This is a genomic window from Streptomyces sp. yr375 (assembly GCF_900110755.1).
Classification (GTDB): domain Bacteria; phylum Actinomycetota; class Actinomycetes; order Streptomycetales; family Streptomycetaceae; genus Streptomyces.
On record NZ_FOFF01000063.1, the window covers coordinates 24,560 to 45,711 of the forward strand.

At 67.8% G+C, this 21,152-nt stretch carries 21 protein-coding genes; 7 read left to right on the plus strand and 14 right to left on the minus strand.

Annotated elements, in window-relative coordinates; translation table 11 throughout:
• Nucleotides 1-150: 150 nt before the first annotated feature.
• Nucleotides 151-672, plus strand: a complete 522-nt coding sequence (locus BMZ82_RS35995; RefSeq protein ID WP_093781607.1) for a hypothetical protein — start codon at nt 151-153, stop codon at nt 670-672.
• Nucleotides 673-687: 15 nt separating this feature from the next.
• On the opposite strand, the gene BMZ82_RS36000 is transcribed toward BMZ82_RS35995, so the two are convergent.
• The 13 genes from BMZ82_RS36000 to BMZ82_RS36055 form a co-directional block, all read right to left on the minus strand.
• The gene (locus BMZ82_RS36000) at nt 688-1,953 is read right to left on the minus strand and encodes an erythromycin esterase family protein (protein ID WP_093781608.1); all 1,266 of its coding nucleotides are present in this window, start codon (nt 1,951-1,953) and stop codon (nt 688-690) included.
• Nucleotides 1,954-2,007: 54 nt separating this feature from the next.
• A complete protein-coding gene (locus tag BMZ82_RS36005) occupies nt 2,008-2,940 on the minus strand; it encodes an LLM class flavin-dependent oxidoreductase (protein WP_256252290.1) in 933 nt (310 codons plus the stop codon).
• A 58-nt stretch (nt 2,941-2,998) separates the two neighbouring features.
• The gene (locus BMZ82_RS36010) at nt 2,999-4,783 is read right to left on the minus strand and encodes an ABC transporter ATP-binding protein (protein ID WP_093781610.1); all 1,785 of its coding nucleotides are present in this window, start codon (nt 4,781-4,783) and stop codon (nt 2,999-3,001) included.
• Entirely contained in the window at nt 4,780-7,836 is a 3,057-nt protein-coding gene (locus tag BMZ82_RS36015) for a lantibiotic dehydratase (RefSeq protein WP_093781624.1), read from the minus strand. The genes BMZ82_RS36010 and BMZ82_RS36015 overlap by 4 nt, the downstream gene beginning before the upstream one ends.
• 5 nt (nt 7,837-7,841) lie before the next feature.
• A complete protein-coding gene (locus BMZ82_RS36020; protein WP_093781611.1) occupies nt 7,842-9,179 on the minus strand; it encodes a lanthionine synthetase C family protein in 1,338 nt (445 codons plus the stop codon).
• A gap of 98 nt (nt 9,180-9,277) precedes the next feature.
• Nucleotides 9,278-9,466, minus strand: coding sequence for an FDLD family class I lanthipeptide (locus BMZ82_RS36025; RefSeq protein ID WP_093781612.1), 189 nt, complete (start codon nt 9,464-9,466; stop codon nt 9,278-9,280).
• 132 nt (nt 9,467-9,598) lie between these two features.
• Nucleotides 9,599-9,910, minus strand: coding sequence for a response regulator transcription factor (locus BMZ82_RS36030; protein ID WP_371271349.1), 312 nt, complete (start codon nt 9,908-9,910; stop codon nt 9,599-9,601).
• Nucleotides 9,907-11,727 carry an ABC transporter ATP-binding protein gene (locus tag BMZ82_RS36035; RefSeq protein ID WP_093781614.1) on the minus strand — a complete coding sequence of 607 codons (1,821 nt, stop codon included), beginning with the start codon at nt 11,725-11,727 and terminating at the stop codon, nt 9,907-9,909. The genes BMZ82_RS36030 and BMZ82_RS36035 overlap by 4 nt, the downstream gene beginning before the upstream one ends.
• A complete protein-coding gene (locus BMZ82_RS36040; RefSeq protein WP_177244825.1) occupies nt 11,724-12,164 on the minus strand; it encodes a lasso peptide biosynthesis B2 protein in 441 nt (146 codons plus the stop codon). Before BMZ82_RS36040 ends, BMZ82_RS36035 begins: the two co-directional genes overlap by 4 nt.
• Nucleotides 12,161-12,412, minus strand: coding sequence for a lasso peptide biosynthesis PqqD family chaperone (locus BMZ82_RS36045; RefSeq protein WP_093781615.1), 252 nt, complete (start codon nt 12,410-12,412; stop codon nt 12,161-12,163). The genes BMZ82_RS36040 and BMZ82_RS36045 overlap by 4 nt, the downstream gene beginning before the upstream one ends.
• A gap of 14 nt (nt 12,413-12,426) precedes the next feature.
• Nucleotides 12,427-14,220, minus strand: coding sequence for an asparagine synthase-related protein (locus BMZ82_RS36050; RefSeq protein WP_093781616.1), 1,794 nt, complete (start codon nt 14,218-14,220; stop codon nt 12,427-12,429).
• A 4-nt stretch (nt 14,221-14,224) separates the two neighbouring features.
• The gene (locus BMZ82_RS40020; protein ID WP_107487720.1) at nt 14,225-14,344 is read right to left on the minus strand and encodes a keywimysin-related RiPP; all 120 of its coding nucleotides are present in this window, start codon (nt 14,342-14,344) and stop codon (nt 14,225-14,227) included.
• Between the two features lie 311 nt (nt 14,345-14,655).
• On the minus strand, nt 14,656-15,102 hold the full coding sequence (locus tag BMZ82_RS36055; protein WP_093781617.1) for a GntR family transcriptional regulator: 447 nt from the start codon (nt 15,100-15,102) through the stop codon (nt 14,656-14,658).
• A gap of 752 nt (nt 15,103-15,854) precedes the next feature.
• Between BMZ82_RS36055 and BMZ82_RS36060 the strand changes: the two genes are divergently transcribed.
• The 6 genes from BMZ82_RS36060 (at nt 15,855) to BMZ82_RS36080 (ending at nt 20,498) form a co-directional block, all read left to right on the plus strand.
• Nucleotides 15,855-16,676 (plus strand): hypothetical protein, encoded by an 822-nt coding sequence (locus tag BMZ82_RS36060; protein WP_093781618.1) that lies wholly within the window; start codon nt 15,855-15,857, stop codon nt 16,674-16,676.
• 192 nt (nt 16,677-16,868) lie between these two features.
• The gene (locus BMZ82_RS36065) at nt 16,869-17,405 is read left to right on the plus strand and encodes a hypothetical protein (RefSeq protein WP_143098976.1); all 537 of its coding nucleotides are present in this window, start codon (nt 16,869-16,871) and stop codon (nt 17,403-17,405) included.
• A gap of 4 nt (nt 17,406-17,409) precedes the next feature.
• Nucleotides 17,410-18,630: an MAB_1171c family putative transporter gene (locus BMZ82_RS36070; RefSeq protein WP_093781620.1), complete on the plus strand. Its 1,221-nt coding sequence runs from the start codon at nt 17,410-17,412 to the stop codon at nt 18,628-18,630.
• Entirely contained in the window at nt 18,627-19,832 is a 1,206-nt protein-coding gene (locus BMZ82_RS36075; RefSeq protein ID WP_093781621.1) for a cytochrome P450 family protein, read from the plus strand. The genes BMZ82_RS36070 and BMZ82_RS36075 overlap by 4 nt, the downstream gene beginning before the upstream one ends.
• Before the next feature lie 70 nt (nt 19,833-19,902).
• A complete protein-coding gene (locus tag BMZ82_RS40440; RefSeq protein WP_143098977.1) occupies nt 19,903-20,100 on the plus strand; it encodes a hypothetical protein in 198 nt (65 codons plus the stop codon).
• An 83-nt stretch (nt 20,101-20,183) separates the two neighbouring features.
• A complete protein-coding gene (locus BMZ82_RS36080; RefSeq protein ID WP_093781622.1) occupies nt 20,184-20,498 on the plus strand; it encodes a hypothetical protein in 315 nt (104 codons plus the stop codon).
• On the opposite strand, the gene BMZ82_RS36085 is transcribed toward BMZ82_RS36080, so the two are convergent.
• The coding region (locus BMZ82_RS36085; RefSeq protein WP_107487716.1) for an ISAs1 family transposase at nt 20,499-21,152 on the minus strand (654 nt) is incomplete at its 5' end.

Here is a 21,152-nt window from a genome sequence, read left to right on the forward strand (position 1 = left end):
GTTGACGGAGCAGAGAGACAAACTGGCCGCACTGCGGCAGCTCCCCATGGCGAGGGCCTGCCGACTGGAAAATCACCCAACGTCCGACGACTTGCCGGAAGCTGGCCTGAACATTGATCAACAGGGTGATCACGAAGCAAGGAGTTGTTGATGTACTCGTTCACACAAGTGTGCGCCGACGATCCGCTCTTCGGTTCGATCGGCATCGAACTGGACCATGAGAACGGGGCTTTGGTTGTCGATGGCGGTGGTCTTCCGCGGGCCGAGATGACGCGGGCCGCCGGTACACCGCTGGAGAGCCATGTGCCGATCGGTACGCGCGACCCGCAGTGCCTGATCATGACGGTCGACGACACGGCCGTGACCCTGCGCCCTGCCAAGGGTTTCCTGACCCGCCGGTCCTACCGCGTGGACGTCGGGTCCGAGGAGACGGGATCCGGGCACCGGTTGGTGCCCGATTCCCTTGGCAGCAGCCGCCTGTCACGGGACGGCGTGGTCATCGGTGCCTTCACGTCGACCGGAGACGGGGAGGTGACGGCCGAATGGGAGCCGGACGCCGCCCCGGAGCCCCGCGACGCGGCCATCGGATACGCGCTCGCTGCGGCCTTCGGCACCGGAGCCGAGCCGATGTGGAAGTTGACTCTTGAAGCCGTGCTCGCCATGTGGCCATAGGAGTGAAGGCGTTGCTCACACCTCCGGCGGCAGCAGGTGCGAGCAGGTTGAGCGGGCGACGAAGGCGATGCCGTCGTAGTCCTGCACTGGCACCAGCGGCGCCACATGGAAGCGGTAGAAGAATCGCGGCACATTGGCACCGAAACCGCGCTGGGCATGTGGGGCGTACAGCCACTGTGCGGCCTCGGGTGAGGTACCGCCGACTCGCAGGTCGGTGTAGTAGTCACCGAGGACGCTGTCGGCGAGCTGTGCCTCAATGGACCGGAATCCCGTGCCGATGTGATGCTGAACCGGCGAGCCCTGGAAATCGTCACCGCGTCGTGCGAGGAAGGAGCCCTTACCGAAGAGCAGGGCCAGCGCGTAGTAGGCGTCGCCGTAGCGTTCGCGGAGCCCGCTGCCGAGCGCGGGCACGTTTTTGCCGTATGTGCTCTTCGCGATGTGTCCGTTGTGCGCCCAGAGCATGACCCGCGCCTTGGGGTTGTCGTCCACGAGCCGTGCCACGGCCTCGGCCATGTAGCGGTCGCGTACGGCGAATACGCTGTCTGTGCCGGAGTGCGGGTCCGGGGAGCGGGTCACCAGATCGGCGGCACGCACGAGGATCCGTGCGTGTTCCAGGGCTTCGTCGATGCCGTCCGCCGGTTCCGACGTCTCGTCCGCGGTGTGCCGGGACAACTTCTCGCGGAGGCTCTCCAGGAAGTCGGCGAGTGCTTCGGCGCTGCGCATGAGCGTTTGTCGCGGGTCGGGCTGGGACGCCGGTCGAGCTTGCTTCAGTACATCGAGTTCACGTATCTCCTCCGTCCGCTCGGGAGCGACCCGCTGGAGGAAGGCGGCGACCGCCTCGACCGAGTCGGTGCTGCGCTGGGGGTCCGTGCCGACGAAACGGACCCGCCGTTCCTCGGGGAGAGCGCGGTTGTGCTTGCGCAGCCACTCGACGAGGTCGAGCATCTCCTGTGTGCGCCAGGTCCAGAATCCCAGCCTGGCGACGAGCCGTGCGGGGTCGCCGGTGCCGTGCCGCACGTACGTGTCCAGGGCGTGGGCGGCTGACTCGCTGGCCTCCATGGCGAGGACGCCGAATCCCGCCTCCCGCACCAGGAACTCGATGATCCGGTGCTTCAGCCGGAAGAACTCGCTGGTGCCGTGGGTGGATTCACCGAGACCGACAATCCGCACACCGCGCAGGATGTCGCCGAGCGGTTCAAGGTCGTCGGCGGGAGCGCCCGGTGTCAGCGTGCTGAGCGGTCTGGCGTGCTCGGTCAGCCAGCGCGCGATGTCGTCGGGCACTTGGTGTCTCTTCTCGTCGGGCGGCTGAGCGGCGCATGGCGGGTCCGGGATGCCCTACCGGATCGGGTGACCGTTCTCCAGGCCCCGGCACGAGGTGAGGATGTCCTGGAGGTCTTGCACGGCGTCCGGTTGGCCATGTTCGGAATACACGCCGGCGAGGTTGAGGACAACTTCGTCCACGCCGGCCCGGCCGTATTCGGCCAGTTGTACGGCGATTTCCTCGGGCGTGCCGTGCACGAAGGTGCCCGAGTCGACCAGGGCACGGGCGCCGAGGTTCGGTCGGCTGTGGTGCACGCGCAGGCCTGCCCGGCGCAGCATGTCGGTGTAGTGCGGGCCGGCGAGGTGGGCGCGGGCCGCCGTGTAGGCGAGCCGATACGCGTTGCGGTGGGGGCGGTCGACGGCGGCGTGCACGACCGTGACCATGCGCGGCACCGGCCGACTGGCCTCGGCCGCCCCTTTCGCCATGGCGGGCAGCAGCGTGTCGCGCACGTAACCGGGCGGAGTCATCCAACTGATCGCTGTGTCAGCCACGCGGCCGGCGGCGCGCGCGAGGGCGGGCCGGAGTACGCCGAGCCCGGTCTCCACGTACGGGTGCGGCATGCCGGGCAGGCTGACGGCACCACCGTCGTCACTGGTCGGCCGTGTCTGCTCGGTGTCCAGCAGACGGCGGACCTCACCGAGGTAGGCGGCGCAGGCGTCACGCGGGCTGTCGTACGGCTTCCCGTGTAGTCCGGTGACGAAGTCCGGCGTCGCCGCTCCTAGGCCCAGGACCATGCGGTGTCCGGTGAGCATGGCCAGGGAGCGGGACTGGATCGCGGCGTCCATGGGGTGGCGAAGCGGCATCAGGACGACGCTGGTCCCGACCGGTACGCGATATCCCATTCCGGCGAGGTAGGCGAACACCTGGTGGGTGTCCGCGCTCAGGGACTGGCCCTGCCACAAACGGGCGGCCCACCCGTCACGAACGAACTCGGCGAAAGGAACCACCGATCGAGGATCCGTCGGCATGACGGGGTACAGGACGGACACACGCATCGCTCGACCTCTAGGGGGACACGGCTTCGGTCAGGTAGCCCGAAGCCTGGAGACGGAAGAGACGGGCGTAGACACCGTCGGCCCGGACGAGGTCCTGGTGCACGCCGTGCTCGATCACCTTGCCGTTCTCCACCACGACGATGTGATCCGCCATCCGGACCGTGGAGAAACGGTGGGCTATGACCAGGGACGTGGCGCCGCGGGCGATTTCCTTCAACCGGGTGAAGATCTCCGCTTCCGCTTCGGCGTCGATGGCGGCCGTCGGCTCGTCCAGAACGACGACCGGTGCGCGTCGCATGAACGCCCGGCTCAGCGCCATCTTCTGCCACTGCCCGCCGGAGAGCTGGTGACCGTCCTCGAAGTGGCGTCCGAGCATGGTGTCGTACTTCTGCGGCAACGACTCGACGATGCCCTCGGCCCCGGCCGCACGTGCCGCCTCGGCGACTCGCTCCGTGTCCTGACGAGCCTCCACCCGGCCGAAGCCGATGTTGTCGCGCACCGGCAGCTCGTAGCGGATGAAGTCCTGGAAAATGACGCCCATGTGACGTTGCAGGTCGTCGATGTCGTACTCCTCGATGGGCACGTCGTCGACGAGGATCCGCCCGCCGCTCGGCTCGTACAGGCGAGTGAGGAGTTTGACGAGCGTGGTTTTGCCAGCGCCGTTCTGCCCCACCAGAGCAACGCACCGGCCTGCGGGGATGGTGAAACTGACACCGTCCAGGACGACGCGATCGGTTCCGGGGTAGACGAAGCGTACGTCGCGGAACTCGATGCCCTTGCGGAGCTTGTCGGGGAAGGCCCTGGTGCCGCCCTTGAGCTGCCGTTCGGGCAGCGCGAAGAAATCGAAGAGGTTGCCGAGGAACAGGCTGTCCTTGTACAGGGCGGCGATGCCGAGCAGCATGGCATGCGCGGACACCTGGATCGATCCGACGGCCTGGAGGTAGCCCGCGAGCTGCCCTATCCGGCCGGCGTCGATGGTGGTGTGGATGGCCCACAACACGGCACCCGACGAGGCGGCGACGCTGAGAAAGCCGAGGGCGCCACCGAGCAGGGACTGGCGACGGGCCAGACGCCGGTCAGTGTCGAAGAAGGTCCGCACGAGGCGGGTGTAGAGGTCCAGGAGGTGCGGGCCCAGTTGGAAGAGCCGTATCTCCTTGTACGAATGGTCGCTGGTCGTGAGGTGCTGGTAGTAGTAAAGGCGGCGTCGGTCGGAGGCCCGCTCATACTCGATCTCGTAGCCCTTGTGGCTGAAGAACATGTATGAGATCACCGACGGGACGGGCGAGAACAGGATCGCCAGGGCGATCCAGGGACTCCAGGAGAACAGCACCACGCTGACGGTCACCAGAGTGACCAACTCCCGTGCAACCTCAAGGAGTTGGGTGAACACCTGATAGACACGGCCGCCGCTGCTCTCCTGGAAGGCGCGCTGCATGTTGTCGTAGACCGCCGCGTCCTCATACTGCTGCAGATCGAGCATCGTGCCCTTGCGCATCACCCACTCGCCCACGCGGGCGGTGAGTTCGAGCCGCAGGAGCGAGTCGAGGTATTGGAGGCAGGTGCCCAGCAGGTGGCTGGCGAGGCTCACCGCCATCAGGAGGCCACCCGAGAGGAGGGCAGACCGCCCAGCGTCGGCATCACCGGCGACGGCGTCGGCCACGCTCTGCACCGCGGAAGCGACGAGCCCGATCTGGGCGGCCGGGACGAGGGCGAGAAATATGGACACGGCCGCGAAGCCCGATACCCGCAGAGGGCTGAGTCCCCAGAACAGGACGGTGACGCGGAGCCAGATCATCGTTCCTCCCTGGCCGCCGCGGCGGCGCGGCCGCGGATCGCGCGCAGTACGTGCGCCCACAGGGCATGGCTGCGAGCCTCCCGGTCCAGGTCTATGGGCAACAGGCGGTTGATCTGCATATGGGCCAGGCTCGCAAGGATCCCGTCCTCCGATCCGACGAGCACCTCGTCCCGCTCCGCCTGGCGTACGGCCTCGGCCATCCGCCCGGCGGAGGACGCCTGGTCCGCGAAAATCTCATGGAGCAGCAGCCGGTGGCTCCTGCCCTCCTCGTGCGGGGCGCGATCCCAGGGGCTGAGAAGCTCGCACAGGTAGGCGCGGTGCGCGTGGAACAGCTGCCGGGTGTCACGTACCTGGACATCGTCCTGGTCGATGATGTGCCCAGTGCGCAGGGACGGTCGGCCACCCCACTGCGTGTACAGCGTGTCCAGGGCGGCGACGGCGAGGAACTTCGGTCTGATGTCGAGCCGTCGAGCCAGCAGCGACGCCGTGGTCTCGCTGCTGGCCTGGAACATCAGCTCAGCGGCGTCGAAGACCTCCGGGCCCCCGTAGCGGGCGATCTCCGGTGCGTAGCCGGCCAGTTCGATGTCCCTGGCAAGCCCCTGACCGACCAGGCTCCGGCCCCATGTCGTTACGAGGGTCAGAGCGCGGGCGGCGTCCGTCCCCCGTACCCGCAGTCGCAGGTGGGGAAAGGGGTCGGCGTAACGGATGTAGAACCAGCGGTCGAGCAGGCCCTGTCGCCGCAGTTCGGCGACGAGGTCGCGCAGTGGGCCGGCGATGATCTCGTCCTGCCGCTCGGGTGCCGCGTAGACCTTGAGGAAGGTCCACTCGCCGCCCGGTAGATGGCGTTCCACGGGGACTTCCCGCCTGCCGCGCGGCAGGGAGCGGCGGGTGGCGCGCACTGCGTCCCGGAGCACGACCGGTACGACGACCTCGGCCGCGTAGCGGTCGCCGACGGTGTCCTGGAGCCACATGCCGTCGAACGACGGCAGCATCTCGTGGAGGACGAGGGTGCGCTGCTTGTCCAGTTCCTCGCGGAGTTCGACTCGGCAGGCGGGGTGGTCGAGGTCCAGCAACAGCCGCTGGTCGGCTTCGACGAGGTAGACGTGGCGGGGTACGCGCCACCGCTCCCGCCAGCCGTCGAGGTCGTCGGCGGTGCCTGCGGTGAGCCTCCATTGCGCGGGGCGCAGAACCACCCTGCCGCGGGTCACCCGTGGCAGGAACGGAGCCGCCTCGGCCGGCCCCCAGTGGAATCCGGTCGGCTGGATGCAGCCGTCCTGAGACACTTCGATGAGGAAGCGCGCGACATTCGGCGCGAGGGTCGGGCTGAGCATGTGGTGCTGGGCGACCACGATCTCCCGGTCCAGTCGCCGGGACCAGAGGTGGAACCGGTCGTCGGCGACACCCACGAGGATGTCGTCCAGCGGGACGACCCGGTCCGGGGCCACCGACGGCGTCGTGTTGACGGGAATCTCGTACGGCCGGATGGCGGGGCGCAGTGTCACATTGGCCGCCCGGCCGTACGGCGGCAGGAACGCCAGGTCCGCGTAGGCGACATCGGGGAAGAGTGCCTCCTCGCGCCGCGCATAGTCGCGCAGCCGGTCCCCGGCGGCCTCACCGAGCAGGTCGCCGAAGCGTCCGAAGGTGCGTCCGCCGTAGGCGAGGCTGTCGGATCGCAGGACCGCCCGCCACTCGCCCCGGTCCAGGGCCTTGCGGTCCGAGGCATCGATCTGGACGTACGCCTCTAGCGCGGGTGGCGGGTCCCCCGGCCCGGGGCGGGCCGGGGCGAGCCGGTCCAGCCAGGCGTCGGTCAGCTCGACCTCGACGGCCCGGTCCCACCACGCCTGCTGGGCGAACTCGACGAGCGCGCCGTCCAGCCGGGAGGTGTCCTCGGCGGGCGCGGGAGGCAACGCGATGCCGCGGGGCGGATTGGTGTAGGTGGGCGGCGCGTCCAGCCCGGTGTCGGGACTGAGCAGGCTGAGGACCGGTACGCGTGTCCCGGCGCCGTAGCGCTCGGTGAACTCCTCGCGGTAGCGGGTCAGATGGGTGCGCGTGCCGTGGGCTGCGCTGAGCCGGACCAGGACGCCCACGGCTTCGGCGACTTCCTGCGCGATCGACTCGTTCAGGACCGGATCGCGCAGGTCCAGTGCGGTGTCGGCCTGGTAGGTCCGGTCCGTGTGCTCGGGGACCAGGTCGCGCTGGGCGACCGACAGCCGCCGCAGCGACTCGGTGTCGTGGACACGGTCGGCCAGGTCGGCCACCGCACGCAGCTGTTCGGCGGCGGCGGTGGCGGCCGGGACGCCGGTGAGTTTCTTCAGGACGTGCAGCTCAGGGCGTTCCGCGGTTTGCGGGGGCCGCAGGTCGCCGGTGAGGAAGCCGAGGTCCCACAGCTGGCGGACCAGCCTCTCGACGGACTCCGGCGACACCTCCGGGAAGGCGGTCGACAGTTCGGCCGTGAGCCGCTCGTAGGGGACAGGTACGGCGGCCGTCCGCATGACCAGGTCCACGGCAGGGGTGGCCCGGACGCGCACCGTGCGCGCGTCGTGTCGGCCGTACTTGTCGGCCTGCGGCAGGACGACGCGGTCGCCGGCGAGATGGGCCATGGGGTTGAGGACGAGGTGGAGTTGGCGCAGTAGGGCGGGGTCCGTCTCCAGCCGCTCGATCAGGGCGAGCAGCCAGCCCATGTCGGCGCGCACGCGGACTCGGTGCTCCTGGGGCCGGCCGAGCCGGGCTTCCGAGCCGGGTCCGAACGTTCCCATCGCCACGCCGGAAAACGCGCCGAAGGGCGTGGGCCGAGTCGCCATGCGCGTCGCGTACCGCAGCAGCCGGGAGTGCAGCCGCCGGGTGCGCTTCTCGCTCAGGCTGTCGAGCCGGTCGAGACCGCCGGTCAGATCCTCGCTCGCGATGAGCAGAGCGCGGGCGATGTCGGGACGGCCGACGAAGTCGACCAGGGCCTGCGGGGTGCGGGCGGGGTCGGCCATGATGTCGAGATAGGTGTCCACGGGCAGGACAGGGGAGCGAAGGAGGAAGAACCCGGCGGGCTCGTACGGGGACATGGCCGTCACCGGGCGAGGAAGATGCGGAACCAGTGGGGTCGCTCCTCGCCGATGGCGGCGAGCAGGGTGAGGGCGACGCCGGTGGCCCCGGTGAGGAGCCCCGGATCGTCGACGGCCTGTCCGGGGCGGGGCACGTCCGTGAAGCCGAGCGGGCGGTCCGGATCGTGTCGGTCGAGCAACTGCCCGACCAGCTCCGGCAGCCGGTCGCGGGCGGTCGCGCTCCAGGGCGCGAACTCCAGGGCGAGCATGACGAGTCCGGCGAGGCCGTGGCAGAGAGTGGGTGACAGCGGTGCGAGATCTCGAGCACGGGTCAGTGCGGCGTCGAAGGCCGCGACGGCAGTGGCGTGCAGTTCCTCGTCCGCGGTGGCCGTGGCGATGGTCAGGAGCGCGCCGGCGACGCCCACGCTGCCGTAGCACCAGGCGACCCGATCGTGTCCGGACCCGGAGGTGACCTCCTGACCGTGCTCGTCGACGGGCGTGCCGTCGCCCCACACGGGGCCGTGCTCGTCGACGGCGGCCTGGGCCCGGATCCAGCGAATGAAGGTGGCGACGGCCTCCAGGTGGCCCGGGCGGCGGTGGCCAGCCTCCCAGGCGACGGCGAGCGCGGCGGCCACCCCCGGAACTCCGTGCGACAGGCCCAGGTTGAGGTAGCCGTGCGGGTATTTGGCGTGGTAGTCGGCGACGGGCGGGTAGTACGCCGGGGTGATGAGCCAGCGGTGCGGTGTGCCTGCGGTCTCGGCAGGTCGGCTGAGCCAGATCAGGTAGTCGACGAGTGCGCCGGCGGCCTCGGAGATCCGGTCGGTTGGTTCGGTGAGGGAGCTGAGCTGGACGAGGGTGCCGGCCGCTCCGGTCACGAGGTCGTAGTCCAGGTCGCTGACGGCCCGCTCGGTCTGTCGCGGTGGCGCGGCGAGGATCTGGTCGGCGAGTTGTTCGTACAGCCGGTCCAGGCTGGGGCGGAAGCGGGGCTCGTCGCGGGTGACGTCCGCGAGCGCGAGGGCGAGGCCGCTGGTGCCGGCGAACAGACCATGGTGGTCGAGGGGTTCGACCTGGGTGGACAGAACCGCCTCGCGCATGTGTGCGAAGGTCGTGTCGAGGTCGCCCATGCCCGCCCGTGCGGCGTAGAGGTGCAGGAGCGCCGTACCCGCCTGCCCGTGGGCGACACTGGGCGGGTACCAGCCGCCGGACGTGTCACTCTGTTCGGCGGCGAGCAACGCCAGGTCGTCGACCTGAGCCGTGGTCGACGTCTGTGCGACGACGTGCTGGACGGCCGTCCGTGCGCGGTGCACGAGTCCGAGGTCGGCCGCGCGGATCCTGGTCCCCGTACCGTGGTGGGCGAGTTGCATGGTCTGTCCCTGTCTGTTCGGCGTGTCTCTCGGGCTCTGTATGACGGGTGCCGCCGTGACGCGGGCACGGCGGCACCCGTCAGGCGTTCAGCCCGAGATCACTTACCGGGCGAGCAGAAGACCGTGCACACCGAGGTGCAGGCGCAGGTGCTGGTGACCTGGCAGACACTCTTGGTGCAGACCGTCTTGGTCGCGATCTGCGAGATGGACGGCGGGGGCGCCTGCTCGCCGGCGGGGCCGGCGGAGGGAGCGGAGATCCGGGCGTCGAGGTCGAATGGGTCCGACATTTCATTTCCTTTCGTGATTCCTTTCCCGGCCGTGAGGCCAGCCGGGAGCGCCGGTGTTTTTCCGGCGTGCAAAGAATCATGTCGAATCGTGTCAGGGAGTTTCTATTGGCCGTGACGACAATATTTCCGGAGTCAGCTTCTGGATTTATCCAGCTCGCCCGGGCGGGCGTCGGATCGTCTTTCCGTCAAGAATGTGTACGACGCCAGACAGGCGGTCAGGCGGGAATCGAGTTCCAGTTTCTCCATGACGGCTGCCACATGGGCACGTACGGTCCGCTCGCTCACGTGGAGGCGCTGCGCCATCGCCTCGTTGGACAGTCCTTCGGCGAGTAGAAGAAAGGTCTCCTGCTCTCGGGGGGTGAGCCGGCCCACTCGGTCCAGGGCCGGTCTCCAGTGCGGCTCCGCGCATGCGGAGCCGGAAGGGGGTGCGCCGGTGCCACTCACGGTGCTGCCATGCTCCTGTCCGCGTCAGGGTTGAAATGGTCGGTGGTCAGCCGTCGGTAGAACGGGTCGTCGGTGAGCAATTGTTCGTGCGTGCCCATGGCGCTGACCCGGCCGTCGTCCAGGACGACGATCCGGTCGGCCGCGCGTACCGTCGACATTCGATGGGCCACCACCAGCAGAGCGTGTTTCCGGGATATTTTCCGTAACATCTCGGTGATTTCCCGTTCGTTGATGAGGTCGAGTTGCGATGTGGGTTCGTCCAGCAGTAGGAGATGCGGTCGGCCCAGCAATGCGCGAGCAATGGCGACTCGTTGGCGTTCTCCGCCGGAGAGATTGAAACCGCGGTCACCGACTTCTGTCCGCAGCCCGTCCGGAAGGCGTTCGACGAGTTCTTCGAGGTTGACCATTCGCAGCGTTTCGCGAATGATTTCCTCGTCCGCCGCCGGAGTCGCGTACACCAGGTTGTCGCGCAGGGTTCCGTGCAGCAGGGGCGCGTGTTGCTCGACGAGACCGATCCGGGCACGGTGTGCGCGCGGGTCGACATCGCGGATGTCCGTGCCGTCGAAGGCGATGTGTCCGCCGTCGGGCTTGTAGAACTTCTCCACGAGCGACACGATGGTGGTCTTCCCGGCACCGGAGCGTCCCACGAGCGCGACGATGCCGGTCCGCGGCACCGTGAAGGAGACGTCGCGCAGCACGGGCCGTTCACCGTACGAGAAGGTGACGTTCCGCAGATCGAGCAGCGTCGATGAGGAAGCCGCGGGTGGCGTCGCCGGCGCCTGCGTGACCTCTTCCACGGGCAATCCCAGGACATCCTCGATCCGGCCGAGCGATCCCAGGCCGCGCTGGATGAGGCTGAGCGCGTTGAAGAGTCCCGCGAGCGGCATGACGAGGTAGGTGGCGAACAGGAGAAACGCCACAAGCTCGCTGACGCTCATCGATCCGTTCGACACACGGACCGCGCCGATCAACAGGACGAGGAGGAACGAACCGTTGACCGCGATCTCCATGGCCGGTCCCACGACGGAGCCAAGCCGCGCGGAGCGCAGTCCCGCGGTGTAGGCGGTGTCGACGTCCGCTCCGATGCGTTCGGCCTCCCGGCGCTCGGCACGGGCGGCACGGACTGTCCTGATGCCGCCGAGCGCGCGTTCGAGGTCGGCGGTCATCGCTCCGACGCCGGCGAGGGCCTGCTCGGTGCTGCTGCGGATGCCGGCCATCACACCGGCGACGAGGACGGCGGCGACCACAAGTGTCGCGGCGACCATGAGAAACATCACCGGGTCGATCCAGAGCATCAGCCCCGCGGCACCGACGCCGGTGACGCCTACGGTGACGAGTTGGACGAAGCTGCCGGCCACCATGTCGCGCAGCACGGTGGTGTCGGTCCCGACCCGTGACAGCAGATCGCCGGTCCGCCGGCCGTCGAGTTCCTGGATCCGGACGAACATCAGTCGCTCGACGAGCCGGCGCCGCAGCCGCCGGACCACGCTTTCGCCGGTCACGTCCAGCAGGTACTGACCGCCGGCCTCCAGCGCCGCCTGGGCGAGGAAGAGAGCGGTCAGGGCCACGACGAGCGAAGCGACGGCTTCGTGGGCCGAGACCCGGTCGATCAGACGCATGGTCAGCAGCGGCTGGAACAGGCCGACCACCGTACCCGTGACCGTCAGCATGAGCGCCGCGACAACGGTACGGCCGCTGCCCCGCAGCAGGCGCAGCAGATCGCCGATGCGTGGGCCGTCGGTCTCCTGGGCCGACCCCGCCTGGTCCTGGACCGCCCCGGTGCCCCCGGCAGCGGTCGCCTTGACGTCGCCGCTCATGAGCGACCCCTCTTCCCTGCCCCGGCGCTCACACCGATCAGCACCTGGAAGTAGCCCTGGGGCAGCTCCTCGCCCACCAGTCGGCCATCCGCCTCGACCCAGGCGTGGGCGCCGAACGGCGGCGCGCTGCGGACGCCGACGCACCAGGTGGGCCACTCTCCCCTGGCCCGGCACAGCAGGGCCGTGGCGACGGAACGAGGCAGACAGCCCTCCCGTCCGGCGCACACCGCGCTGACGGTGGTGACCGCTCGGCGGGCGCGAAGGGCTCTGTCGTGACCGGCCGGGCGGGCTCCGCGCGCCATGCGGCGGAGCAGCCGGCCCAGGCGGGCTGGCGGGAGAAGCAGGAGCGGCCGCGCCACGGCGACGGCGACACGGGCCTGGGCGCGTTGCCCGAACGACGTTCCCGTATGCGTCTCCGGCACCGGGTGGAAGCTCATGCCCTCACCAGCCGGGCCTCGCGCAGGGCGGACAGCAGCGCGGCCACGTCGGTCGCCGCGCGGTCCTCGTCAACCTCGAACTCGGCGCACAGTGTGCCGATGATCTCCTCGGTCGGACTGCCTTCGAGTAGGGCCGCCAGGATCAGACCACCGGTCGGGTTGAGTTCCCAGTACTCGCCCGTACCGCCGTTCAGCAGGACCTTGCCGTAGTCCGTGTCGACCAAGGACACGTCCTCGCGCAATTGCATGGAGATGTTCCCCTTCAGATGGTGCGGAGCCAGATCTCGCAGGCGAGCGTGGCGTCGAGGCCGCCGTGCCGCAGTTCGGGCGACGAGGGCCGGAGGGTGATGTCCACGAGGCGTTCGGCATCGACGAGGCCGGCCTTGGCGAGGTGCGACTCCCGCCACAGTTCGGCCAACCGCACCCGGTTCTCCCGCAGGCCGTTGGCCGCGTCGACCGATGCCTCGCCCTTGGTGGTACGCCGCAGCAGGGCGTCGGGCACATGACCGCGCATCGCGGTCTTCAGCAGCGGCTTGAACTCCCAAGGGGTGGCGCGTTCCTCGGAACGTACGGACCAGCACGCCGTGATGACTCGGTCGTCCAGGAACGGGCTGGCCAGCGGCAGTCCGCTGTGCTCTGCCACCTGGTGCAGGATGCGGGTGGCGCGCGTCCCGTGGTGAAGCGTGTGGAGTTCGTTGTGCAGTGCGTGGGTGGCGCCACGAGGCTCGGTCGCCGCCGCGGCCTCCCGTAGCTTCCTGCGTACGGAGTCGGCGGCGTCGGGCGTGACCCACGTCGGCAACCGCGGCGGGATGTCCCAGGCGAAGACGTCCGGACTGTGCGGCGCCGGCCGGGGGGCGGTGATCTGGTCGGCGGCGTCCGCCAGCCACTGGCCGTACGGCCGCCGGTCGGTGAGCACCGACAGCGTTTCCCGCAACGACCAGCGGTTCTGGGCACGGTAACCCCGGATGCTGCGCAGCGCCTTGAGCGGACGGGCGGTCAGCAGATCCCGGTGGTGAGCGGGGTGCCCCCACAGGACGTGGTCGCCGCCCATGCCGGTGAAGTGCATCCGCGAGCCACGGGCGAGGAGCGCGTCGTGGCCGACCAGTTGGCGGGGCTGGTCGATGATCGTGGGCAGCGGTTCGTCGACGGGGCCGGTGACGTCGAGCAGACCGCTGTAGAACAGCGGGATCTCGTCGATGTCCAGCAGGATGTGTTCCAGGCCGTCGATCTCGGACGCGGCCAGCCGGGCCCAGTGCACGTCGTCGTCACCGATGTCCCGGCTGGGCATGGTGAGTGCGGGCAGCGGCTTGCCGCTCGCTCGGGCGGCGAGGGCGCAGACAGTGGTGGAGTCCAGGCCGCCGGACAGGTCGCAGCTGACCGTTTCGGCTGCGGCTACCCGGAAACGTACGGCGTCGTCGAGTGCCTCGCGCAGCGCCTCGGCACCTTCGACGAGCGGGACATGGGTATGAGGGGGTTCCCACCAGCGGACCGTCCCGGTCCTGCCCCGGCCGAACCGGAGGAGGTCGCCGGGAACGACGGCGTGCACACCGCGCCACAGCGGCACGTCACCCAGCGGATGGGGTACGAAATCCAGGAGACGAAGGGCGAGCGTCTCCTCGTCCAGCGGTGCGTCGAGCAACCGCGCCAGAGTGTCGGCGCGGTTGGCGGACACGGTGACCTCGCCGACGGTGGTGTGGAACAGGCGGCGCAGCCCGCCGGCCGTGCCGCGGGCGTGGATCTCGCCGTGTGCCTCCACGACGGCGTGGAAGTCGCCGGGCAGGCGCGCAGTCAGGCGGTCGAGTGCGTCGATGTCCCTCACGTCGGCGATGTGGGCTTCGAGTTCGCGTTGACCGACGGGCGTGTGCCCGATCAGCGCCACGAACAGGCCGTGTCCGTTGCGGGCTTGGACGGAGGTGAGCCAGTCGCCCAAAATAAACGGGTTTCCGGAGGGGTGGGCGATGGTTCGAGCAGCACGTGTCACCATGCGGGAGGCCACGGCGAGGGCGGCCTCACAGTCCGGGAACAGCGTGAACCATCCCTCGCCGTGGTCTGTCATCGGACTACAGGCCCAGAGGCAGACGGACCTTGGGCTCGTGCGGCCCGCGCTTCAGGAATCCGGTGTCCTTGCGGAAGTCGCCGGCCTTGGACAGCGCCGGAACCTCGTAGACCTTCTTGGTCATTATCCTTGTCCCTTCTCTCACAGGAATTCTTGACAGGGCGGCATCCGATTTCGAGAAATCGAGTGCCGCCCACGGAGAGAATCCTCGTCCCGCTCCGAGAACCGATCAAGAAGCAGTCCGGTCCCACCACTTTGGGTGGCCGCGGCCGGCCTGCCGCTCGGCGTTCACGGATACGGCTGTCACCAGCGTGAAGAAGTGCCGTTACCCCCTGGGGCAGGTGCATCCGGCGCAGTGGATCGACCTAGCTTTCCTAGGCTCTTCTTCACTCTCCGTATGAGCTTCATTGGCTCCACGCTGATCCGTCATTGGTGTCACAGGGCTGGCCGGGCCTGCGGCGAGCGGAGTGGACCGCGGTGCGTCCGCCCGTGGCGCGCCACCACACGGGGCATCCGCTCGATGGCGGAGATGATGGCGGTGCGTGAAATCCCGGAGACATCCGCCAGGTTGACGACCTGCTGGAGTTGTACGGAGATGTCGTCCATGTTCATCGGGTGTGAGGAATGGAGGACGACGGGGCCGCGGCCACGGCCGAAATCGATGATTCCCTCGCTCCGCAGCATCCGCAGTGCCCGTAGAACGGTGTTCTTGTTGGCCCCGTATGTCTTGCCGAGCCGGTCCGCCGGGGGAAGTTGCTCTCCCCGGGCATACAGACCGGACGCTATGTCTGCGCTGAGTCTCACCTTGATCTGGACATAGAGCGGTTTCGTGGTCTCTCCGCTCTGCCGGTGGACGTTCGCGACACCAGACACAGATAACATCCTGCTGTTCCCCCCTATGGTTCAGATGTGCGAAAAAATCGCGCGCCAGATCGTCGACTTACCGGCGCGCGGTCGTGACCGAGGCAGTCCCGTGGGCCCGGTCTCCGCGTGGTCGGCGCGGGACCGGAATCTGCCTGGCGGTATCGCGGTCCTCGATGGACCGGTGGGCTGTGGGAGCGCGCGGAGTCGTGACACGCGCTGTCATGGGGCCCTGTCCGTACGAGCGCCGTGTCGTCCGGAACAGTGAGGGAGGGGCGAACGTGATCAGGGCCCGGAATCGGACGGGCGTGTGTCAGTCATCGGTGGGCGCGTCGTCGACTGGTATGGCGATCACGGAGATGGTGATGGTCGGGACCGCGTGCACCTGCTGTGAACGACCCGGCGGATCGGTGGCGTACCGCTGCTCCGACTGCGGCCGCCGAGCGGCTGCCTCAACGGTCGCTCCGGATCGAACGGTTCACTGCGCCCGAGCGTCCGCTAACGTCTCACTTGATGGAATGGCTGATCTCCGCTCCTTCGGTCGGGCAGCGCTGCCTCTTGCGTGTTGGTTCCGGCCCTGGCCCCGTGGCGCACAGGGTGAGTAACTCCCATGAGCGGTCGTCTAGTTCAGTAGACGCGATGTGCTCGCCTATGGAAGCCAATAGTCCGAATCCTGTCAAGCGTGATAGGTGTATGTGCCCGCTATGGCGGAATGTCTACTCAGCTAGACTTTGGTGACGTCGGTCCATGTGCAGGAGTAGTGATCCGGATAGATGCTGGACAACCCGCCCGCAGGCGAGGGGACGATCGCAGAGCGCTTGGACTGGCTGATCCGCAACCGGTACCCGGGCGGGCGCGGGCCTTCCGCGTATCACGAGATCTCCAAGCGCAGCCGGGAGTACGCTGCCGATCACCCTGGTGCCCCTACGGTGAACCACGAGACCGCGCGCAGCATCCATACGGGCAGGGTGACCAACCCCAGCGTCAACAGTCTCCGAGCCCTGGCCAACGTCTACGCGTGCAAGGTGAGTTACTTCCTGGACGAGGAACGGTCCGTGGCCCGGTGCGAAAGTGGTGAGCCGGCCGCGCCGGAGCCCCCCAGCCTCGCGGCGCCCCAGGTAGCCGCGAGACTCAATCACCTGTTCGGGTTGGTACACCCGAAGGGGCGCGCGGAGTACAGCAACCAGGAGGTGGCCGACCTCATCACCGCCCAGGGGGGCGCGGTCACGGAGCAGCAGATCGAAGGACTCCGTCATGGCACCGGTAATCCGGTGGGGCAAGAGGTCTTCGGCGCGCTCGCCGCCTTCTTTCGCGTGCCCGTGGCCTACCTCGTCGACAAGGAGGTCCCGCCCCAGACCGCCGCGGACCTTGCCATGCTGAGCATGTTGCAGGGTATAGGGACGCGCTCGCTGACCCTGCGTATGGTGGCCGACCTGGACGAGCCTTCGCTCAACGCTCTCCTCCCCGTCGTCAAGCATCTGCAGAGTGCCGGGAGGCGTCAGCGGATGCCTGCCGAGCCGCTGTCGGGCCGTGCCACGGAGCGTCGGCCGGGTGGCTCGACGGGCGAGGGAGGCGCGGAGCGCCGACCCTTGTGAAGATCCTGTGGACGCGTGGTCGTTGCGTGGTGTTGGATGTGCCGTGGGAGCGGTCTGGGGTGCGTTGTGTCGCTGAACCGGAACCGCCCCTTCCTTGGCTGAGGTCGTCGCTCGGACCACCAGGGAGAGGGGCCGGGGAGAATGGTTTTCGCTCGGTGGCAGTGGTCTGCTTGCCATGTGATGGGAGTGGGGATGGGCGAAGCAGAGCTGCGTCGCTACTGCGCCGAAGTGGTTCGCCAGCTCGATGTCCCCGACCCGTTCGACATCAACGTCCTGGTCGACAGGCTTGAGCGACAGCGCCAGAAGCCGATCTCTCTTCTCCCGGTGCCGCTCAACGCCACTGGGGGGCCGAGCGGTTTATGGGTGGCGACCGGCGAAGTCGATTACGTCCTGTACCACCAGAGCACCACTGCGCGGCATCAGCGGCATATCGTGCTGCACGAGATCGGACACATGCTGTGCGGGCACGAATCCACGCCGGCGAACCAGGACGAGGTCGCACGGCTCCTCATGCCCAGTCTTGATCCCGAACTCGTGCGCCTGGTCCTCGGCCGTACCGAATACGATCGGGACGAGGAGCGGGCCGCCGAACTCATCGCGTCGCTGATCCCCTTACAGGCATCAAGCGCGGCGCCCCAGCCGTCGGCGGACCGAAAGCCCTCGGAAGTCACTGCTCTTGTCAGCCACCTGGAGCGCTCGTTGGCGCGCGGCGCCCCGCGAAGGGCGTAGCCGCATGCTGTTCAACATCGTCTACGGCGTACTCTCGGTGATTACCTGGTCCGCCTTCTTCTTCAAGCTCAAGGACCTCGCCCGGGACTGGCGCAACAGAGAGCTCCAGCTGCTGTGTCTGGCCATCGCCGCGTTCGCCGCCCCATTCGGATTCGCCTCGCCGGCGGTGTACGTACGCGTCGATGCCCTGCTCGGTTTCCCCAACCTCGCCACGCTGATCATCTACATCTCTGTGGCCATCTGCACCAGCTCGTTTCTCGCGCTCCTCGTCAACTGGTCGTCCGCCGAATCCCGGACACGGCTGCGCCACCGGCTGCTCGTCGGGTACGCGGTGGCCACGATCGTTGCCATGGCTGTCCTGTTCTTCCTGGGCACCGTCGACGATGCCGAGCACCCGATCGACTTCGACGTGTACTACGCGGAGACCCCGTACATCTCCCAGTTCCTGATTGTCTATCAGCTCCTTTTCACGGTCAGCATGATCGGTCTCATCCGCTTGTGCTGGCAGTACTCCAAGGTCGTGGGGAAGCCATGGCTGCGCCGTGGGCTGCGTGTCGTCACCGTCGGCGCTGTCTTCGGCTTGGGCTACTCCCTGCCCAAGGGCATCTCCCACATATGGGATCTGGTCGGCACCTCGCCCCTTGACGTCGTCAACACCGCCGTCGCCCCCATGTCCGCCAGCCTCGCCGCCTCGCTGTTCGCCATCGGATTCACCATGCCGGCTTGGGGGGTTGGGCTCAGCAGAACCAGGGCATGGGTTTCCGGCTACCGAACCTTCCGTCGCCGCTCCCCCCTATGGGAGGCCGTGACCCGGGAGTTTCCGGGAATCGTGCTCGAACCACCGCCGGCCTCACAGAAAGGGCTCGCCAAGGAGCTTGATTTCTTCCTCGGCAGGCAAGCGATCGAGATACTCGACGGCACGATGAGGCTGCGGCCCTACTACGATCCCACGATCACCGACATCGTCCAGGACCTGGCGTCGGCGCGGGGACACACACAAGACGCGATCGAGGCGGTCAGCGAGGCCACGCAGATCGCGGTCGCCCTGCGGGCCCGCGCATCCGGACAGGAGGCTCCGGCCGATGGGAACGAGGAGCCGCACGGCCCGGACGGCCGTTTCGAAGACGAGGAGGCCTGGCTCACCGAGGTGGCAACGGCCTTTCATGCTTCACCCATTGTCCCCGCCGTTCTGGAACGCCTCAAGCGGAAAGCAATCGACGCATGAGCAACGAGGGCGACATCGCCTCCGCCGCGCCCTCCCTGTTCGACAGCACCCTTGTCGCAGACCCGCACACCGGCTATGCGAGGCTGCGCGCTGCTGCGCCCGTCCACCGCACCTCAACCCCCAGTGGTGAGCCAGTGTGGCTGGTCACCCGTTACCCGGATGTCCGGGCGGCCCTCACCGACCCCCGACTGTCACTGAACAAGGCCAACGCGCAAACGAGTGGAGCGTACAAGCCCTCCATGCCGCCCGAACTCGACGCGCATCTGCTCAACTTGGATGCGCCCGACCACACACGCTTACGCCGCCTCGTCTCCAAAGCCTTCACACCCCGCCGAACGGAAATCCTTCGTGGGAAAATACAGGCCACGACGGACGACCTCCTCGAAGCTGTGGCCGGGGCTTCATCCTCCGACCTCGTGCAAGCGTTGGCGAACCCGCTGCCGATGGACGTCATCTGCGAATTGCTCGGGATCCACGCCGAAGCCCGCCGAGACTTCCGGGCATGGACCGACACGCTGCTCTCACCCGAACCCGGTGCAGCCGAGGATTCACGAGCAGCAATGCGGAGGATGCATCGCTTCCTCCTCGGTGTCATCGCCGACAAGCGCAGTCACCCGACGGACGACCTGCTGACCGCGATGATCCAGGCCCGGTACGAAAGTGACAGCCTCACCGAGTCCGAACTCGTATCGATGGCCTTCCTCATCCTCTTCGCCGGCTACGACAACGCCGTCCACCTCATCGGCAACGCGATCCTCGGACTACTGCTTCACCCGGACCAGATCAGCGCCGTCCGCGACGGCAGGACCTCCGTCCACGCGCTCGTCGAGGAGACTCTGCGATGGAATTCCCCCTTCCCGCTGGGCGTACGACGATTCGCTCTTGAAGATCTCGACATCGGGGGAGTCGACATACCAGCGGGAAGCCGCGTCTGGGTTTCAATCGCCTCGGCGAACCGCGACGAGCGAGAGTTCCCGTCCCCTCGCCGATTCGACCCGGCCCGTAGACCTGCACATCTGGCCTTCGGGCACGGGATCCACTATTGCCTCGGGGCGCCGCTTGCACGCCTTGAAGCCGAGATCGCTATCACCAGCCTGATTCACCGCTTCCCGGGCCTGAAACTGGCTGTTCCAGCCGACCAATTGAACTGGTGGCCATCGTTCCATAAGCGCGGTTTACAGAGATTGCCTGTCGTTTGGTAGCTCGCCCTTCTCGTGTACTAAACCACTGCCAATGGAGTCCGGTTGGCGCAACAACTAGAGTACGAGGCTGATGCGGCGGCAATTAGTGCCACAGAAATACTTCGAGGCGCACGGCGGTGCGCAGCAGTGGGGTAAGTACGGCCCTCCGCGGCTCAACACTCCGGCCCGAGAGGGAACGATCGACGTTCATTTCTACAAGAATGAAGTGACCGAAGAAATCTACTACTACGACTACAAGATCAAGCTGGGTGGAGGGGCGAGAAAGTGAGAGTCCGCTATTTGGGCTCTCCGGATTCACCGCCCAATCCCGTTGACGGCAGGTACCACCTCACCCCCGGCCAGGAGTACGTCGTGCTCGAACTGCATGTGAGTAGCGACGGTTCTTCCTCGCTGCGAATCGAGGACTCGCCGGGTGAACTCGCTGGCCTGTACAGTGGGAAGTACTTCGATCAAGTGTCGGACGTTATCCCTTCCCAGTGGAGTGTGGAGATCAACCGGCGAGGTGGTTTGAGCCTCGGGCCGAGGGAATGGATTTCAGGCGACTACTGGGAGCGCATGATGGAACGTGACCCAGAAGCGGAGTCCAGTTTCGAAGTAATTCGAGACGCGATTCTGGCAGAGGATCCCGGCCAGGGCTTCGGCGTAGTCGGGCCTCGTCTTTTTTGATCACGTGAGGCCGAGAAGGGTGAGGGCGCGAGTTTGGTCCCGGGCTGTCCGGCGGAGGCTGGCGGCGATGTTGCGGACGCCGGCGAGGCGGAGGGCTCCGATCGCGAGGTTTCTGCAGGTCGCCATCGCCCGGGGTGCGTTCCCGGTCCGCAGCTGGGAGGCGTCCTCGGTGAAGGTGACGTCTCTGACGTGGTGCAGGGCCTCGACCGTCCAGTGCCCGCGGACCAGTTGGGCCAGCCGGGCGGGTGGGGCCTGCTCCGCGGCGAGGCTGGTGACCGCGTAGACGGTCTTGAGGCTGATCTTCCCAGTCGTGCGATGGACACGGCGCCGGACGATCTGGACAGCCTGACGGGCGCCGGGGAAGAGCAGGCTGTTGACCGTGCAGACCTTCAGCCTGCGGATCTCGGAGCGTCCGTGACCAGTCGTGCGTGTCCGGTCCTGGAGCGGTATCTGCTTCCAGGGAAGGACCTTCAACTGCTGGCGGAGCCTGTTCGTGTTGCGCTTGACGATCACGATGTAGTGGGCGTCCCGCCCACGCAGATAGGTGGCGTGGTCGTACTGGGTGTGCATGGCATCGCTGGTCACGACGATGCCGGACAGGTCGGGCAGCGTGTCCAGGAGGGGCTGGAAACGCGTGATCTCGTTGGTCTTCTC

Bases quoted from the DNA above. Each gene is read 5' to 3' on its own strand.
- BMZ82_RS36020 (WP_093781611.1), bottom strand. From the start codon at position 9,179: ATGCAACTCGCCCACCACGGTACGGGGACCAGGATCCGCGCGGCCGAC.
- BMZ82_RS36050 (WP_093781616.1), bottom strand. From the start codon at position 14,220: ATGACAGACCACGGCGAGGGATGGTTCACGCTGTTCCCGGACTGTGAG.
- BMZ82_RS36075 (WP_093781621.1), top strand. From the start codon at position 18,627: ATGAGCAACGAGGGCGACATCGCCTCCGCCGCGCCCTCCCTGTTCGAC.
- BMZ82_RS36040 (WP_177244825.1), bottom strand. From the start codon at position 12,164: ATGAGCTTCCACCCGGTGCCGGAGACGCATACGGGAACGTCGTTCGGG.
- BMZ82_RS36035 (WP_093781614.1), bottom strand. From the start codon at position 11,727: ATGAGCGGCGACGTCAAGGCGACCGCTGCCGGGGGCACCGGGGCGGTC.
- BMZ82_RS36065 (WP_143098976.1), top strand. From the start codon at position 16,869: ATGGGCGAAGCAGAGCTGCGTCGCTACTGCGCCGAAGTGGTTCGCCAG.
- BMZ82_RS40020 (WP_107487720.1), bottom strand. From the start codon at position 14,344: ATGACCAAGAAGGTCTACGAGGTTCCGGCGCTGTCCAAGGCCGGCGAC.
- BMZ82_RS35995 (WP_093781607.1), top strand. From the start codon at position 151: ATGTACTCGTTCACACAAGTGTGCGCCGACGATCCGCTCTTCGGTTCG.
- BMZ82_RS36045 (WP_093781615.1), bottom strand. From the start codon at position 12,412: ATGCAATTGCGCGAGGACGTGTCCTTGGTCGACACGGACTACGGCAAG.
- BMZ82_RS36015 (WP_093781624.1), bottom strand. From the start codon at position 7,836: ATGTCCCCGTACGAGCCCGCCGGGTTCTTCCTCCTTCGCTCCCCTGTC.
- BMZ82_RS36070 (WP_093781620.1), top strand. From the start codon at position 17,410: ATGCTGTTCAACATCGTCTACGGCGTACTCTCGGTGATTACCTGGTCC.
- BMZ82_RS36025 (WP_093781612.1), bottom strand. From the start codon at position 9,466: ATGTCGGACCCATTCGACCTCGACGCCCGGATCTCCGCTCCCTCCGCC.
- BMZ82_RS40440 (WP_143098977.1), top strand. From the start codon at position 19,903: ATGCGGCGGCAATTAGTGCCACAGAAATACTTCGAGGCGCACGGCGGT.
- BMZ82_RS36055 (WP_093781617.1), bottom strand. From the start codon at position 15,102: ATGTTATCTGTGTCTGGTGTCGCGAACGTCCACCGGCAGAGCGGAGAG.
- BMZ82_RS36010 (WP_093781610.1), bottom strand. From the start codon at position 4,783: ATGATCTGGCTCCGCGTCACCGTCCTGTTCTGGGGACTCAGCCCTCTG.
- BMZ82_RS36060 (WP_093781618.1), top strand. From the start codon at position 15,855: ATGCTGGACAACCCGCCCGCAGGCGAGGGGACGATCGCAGAGCGCTTG.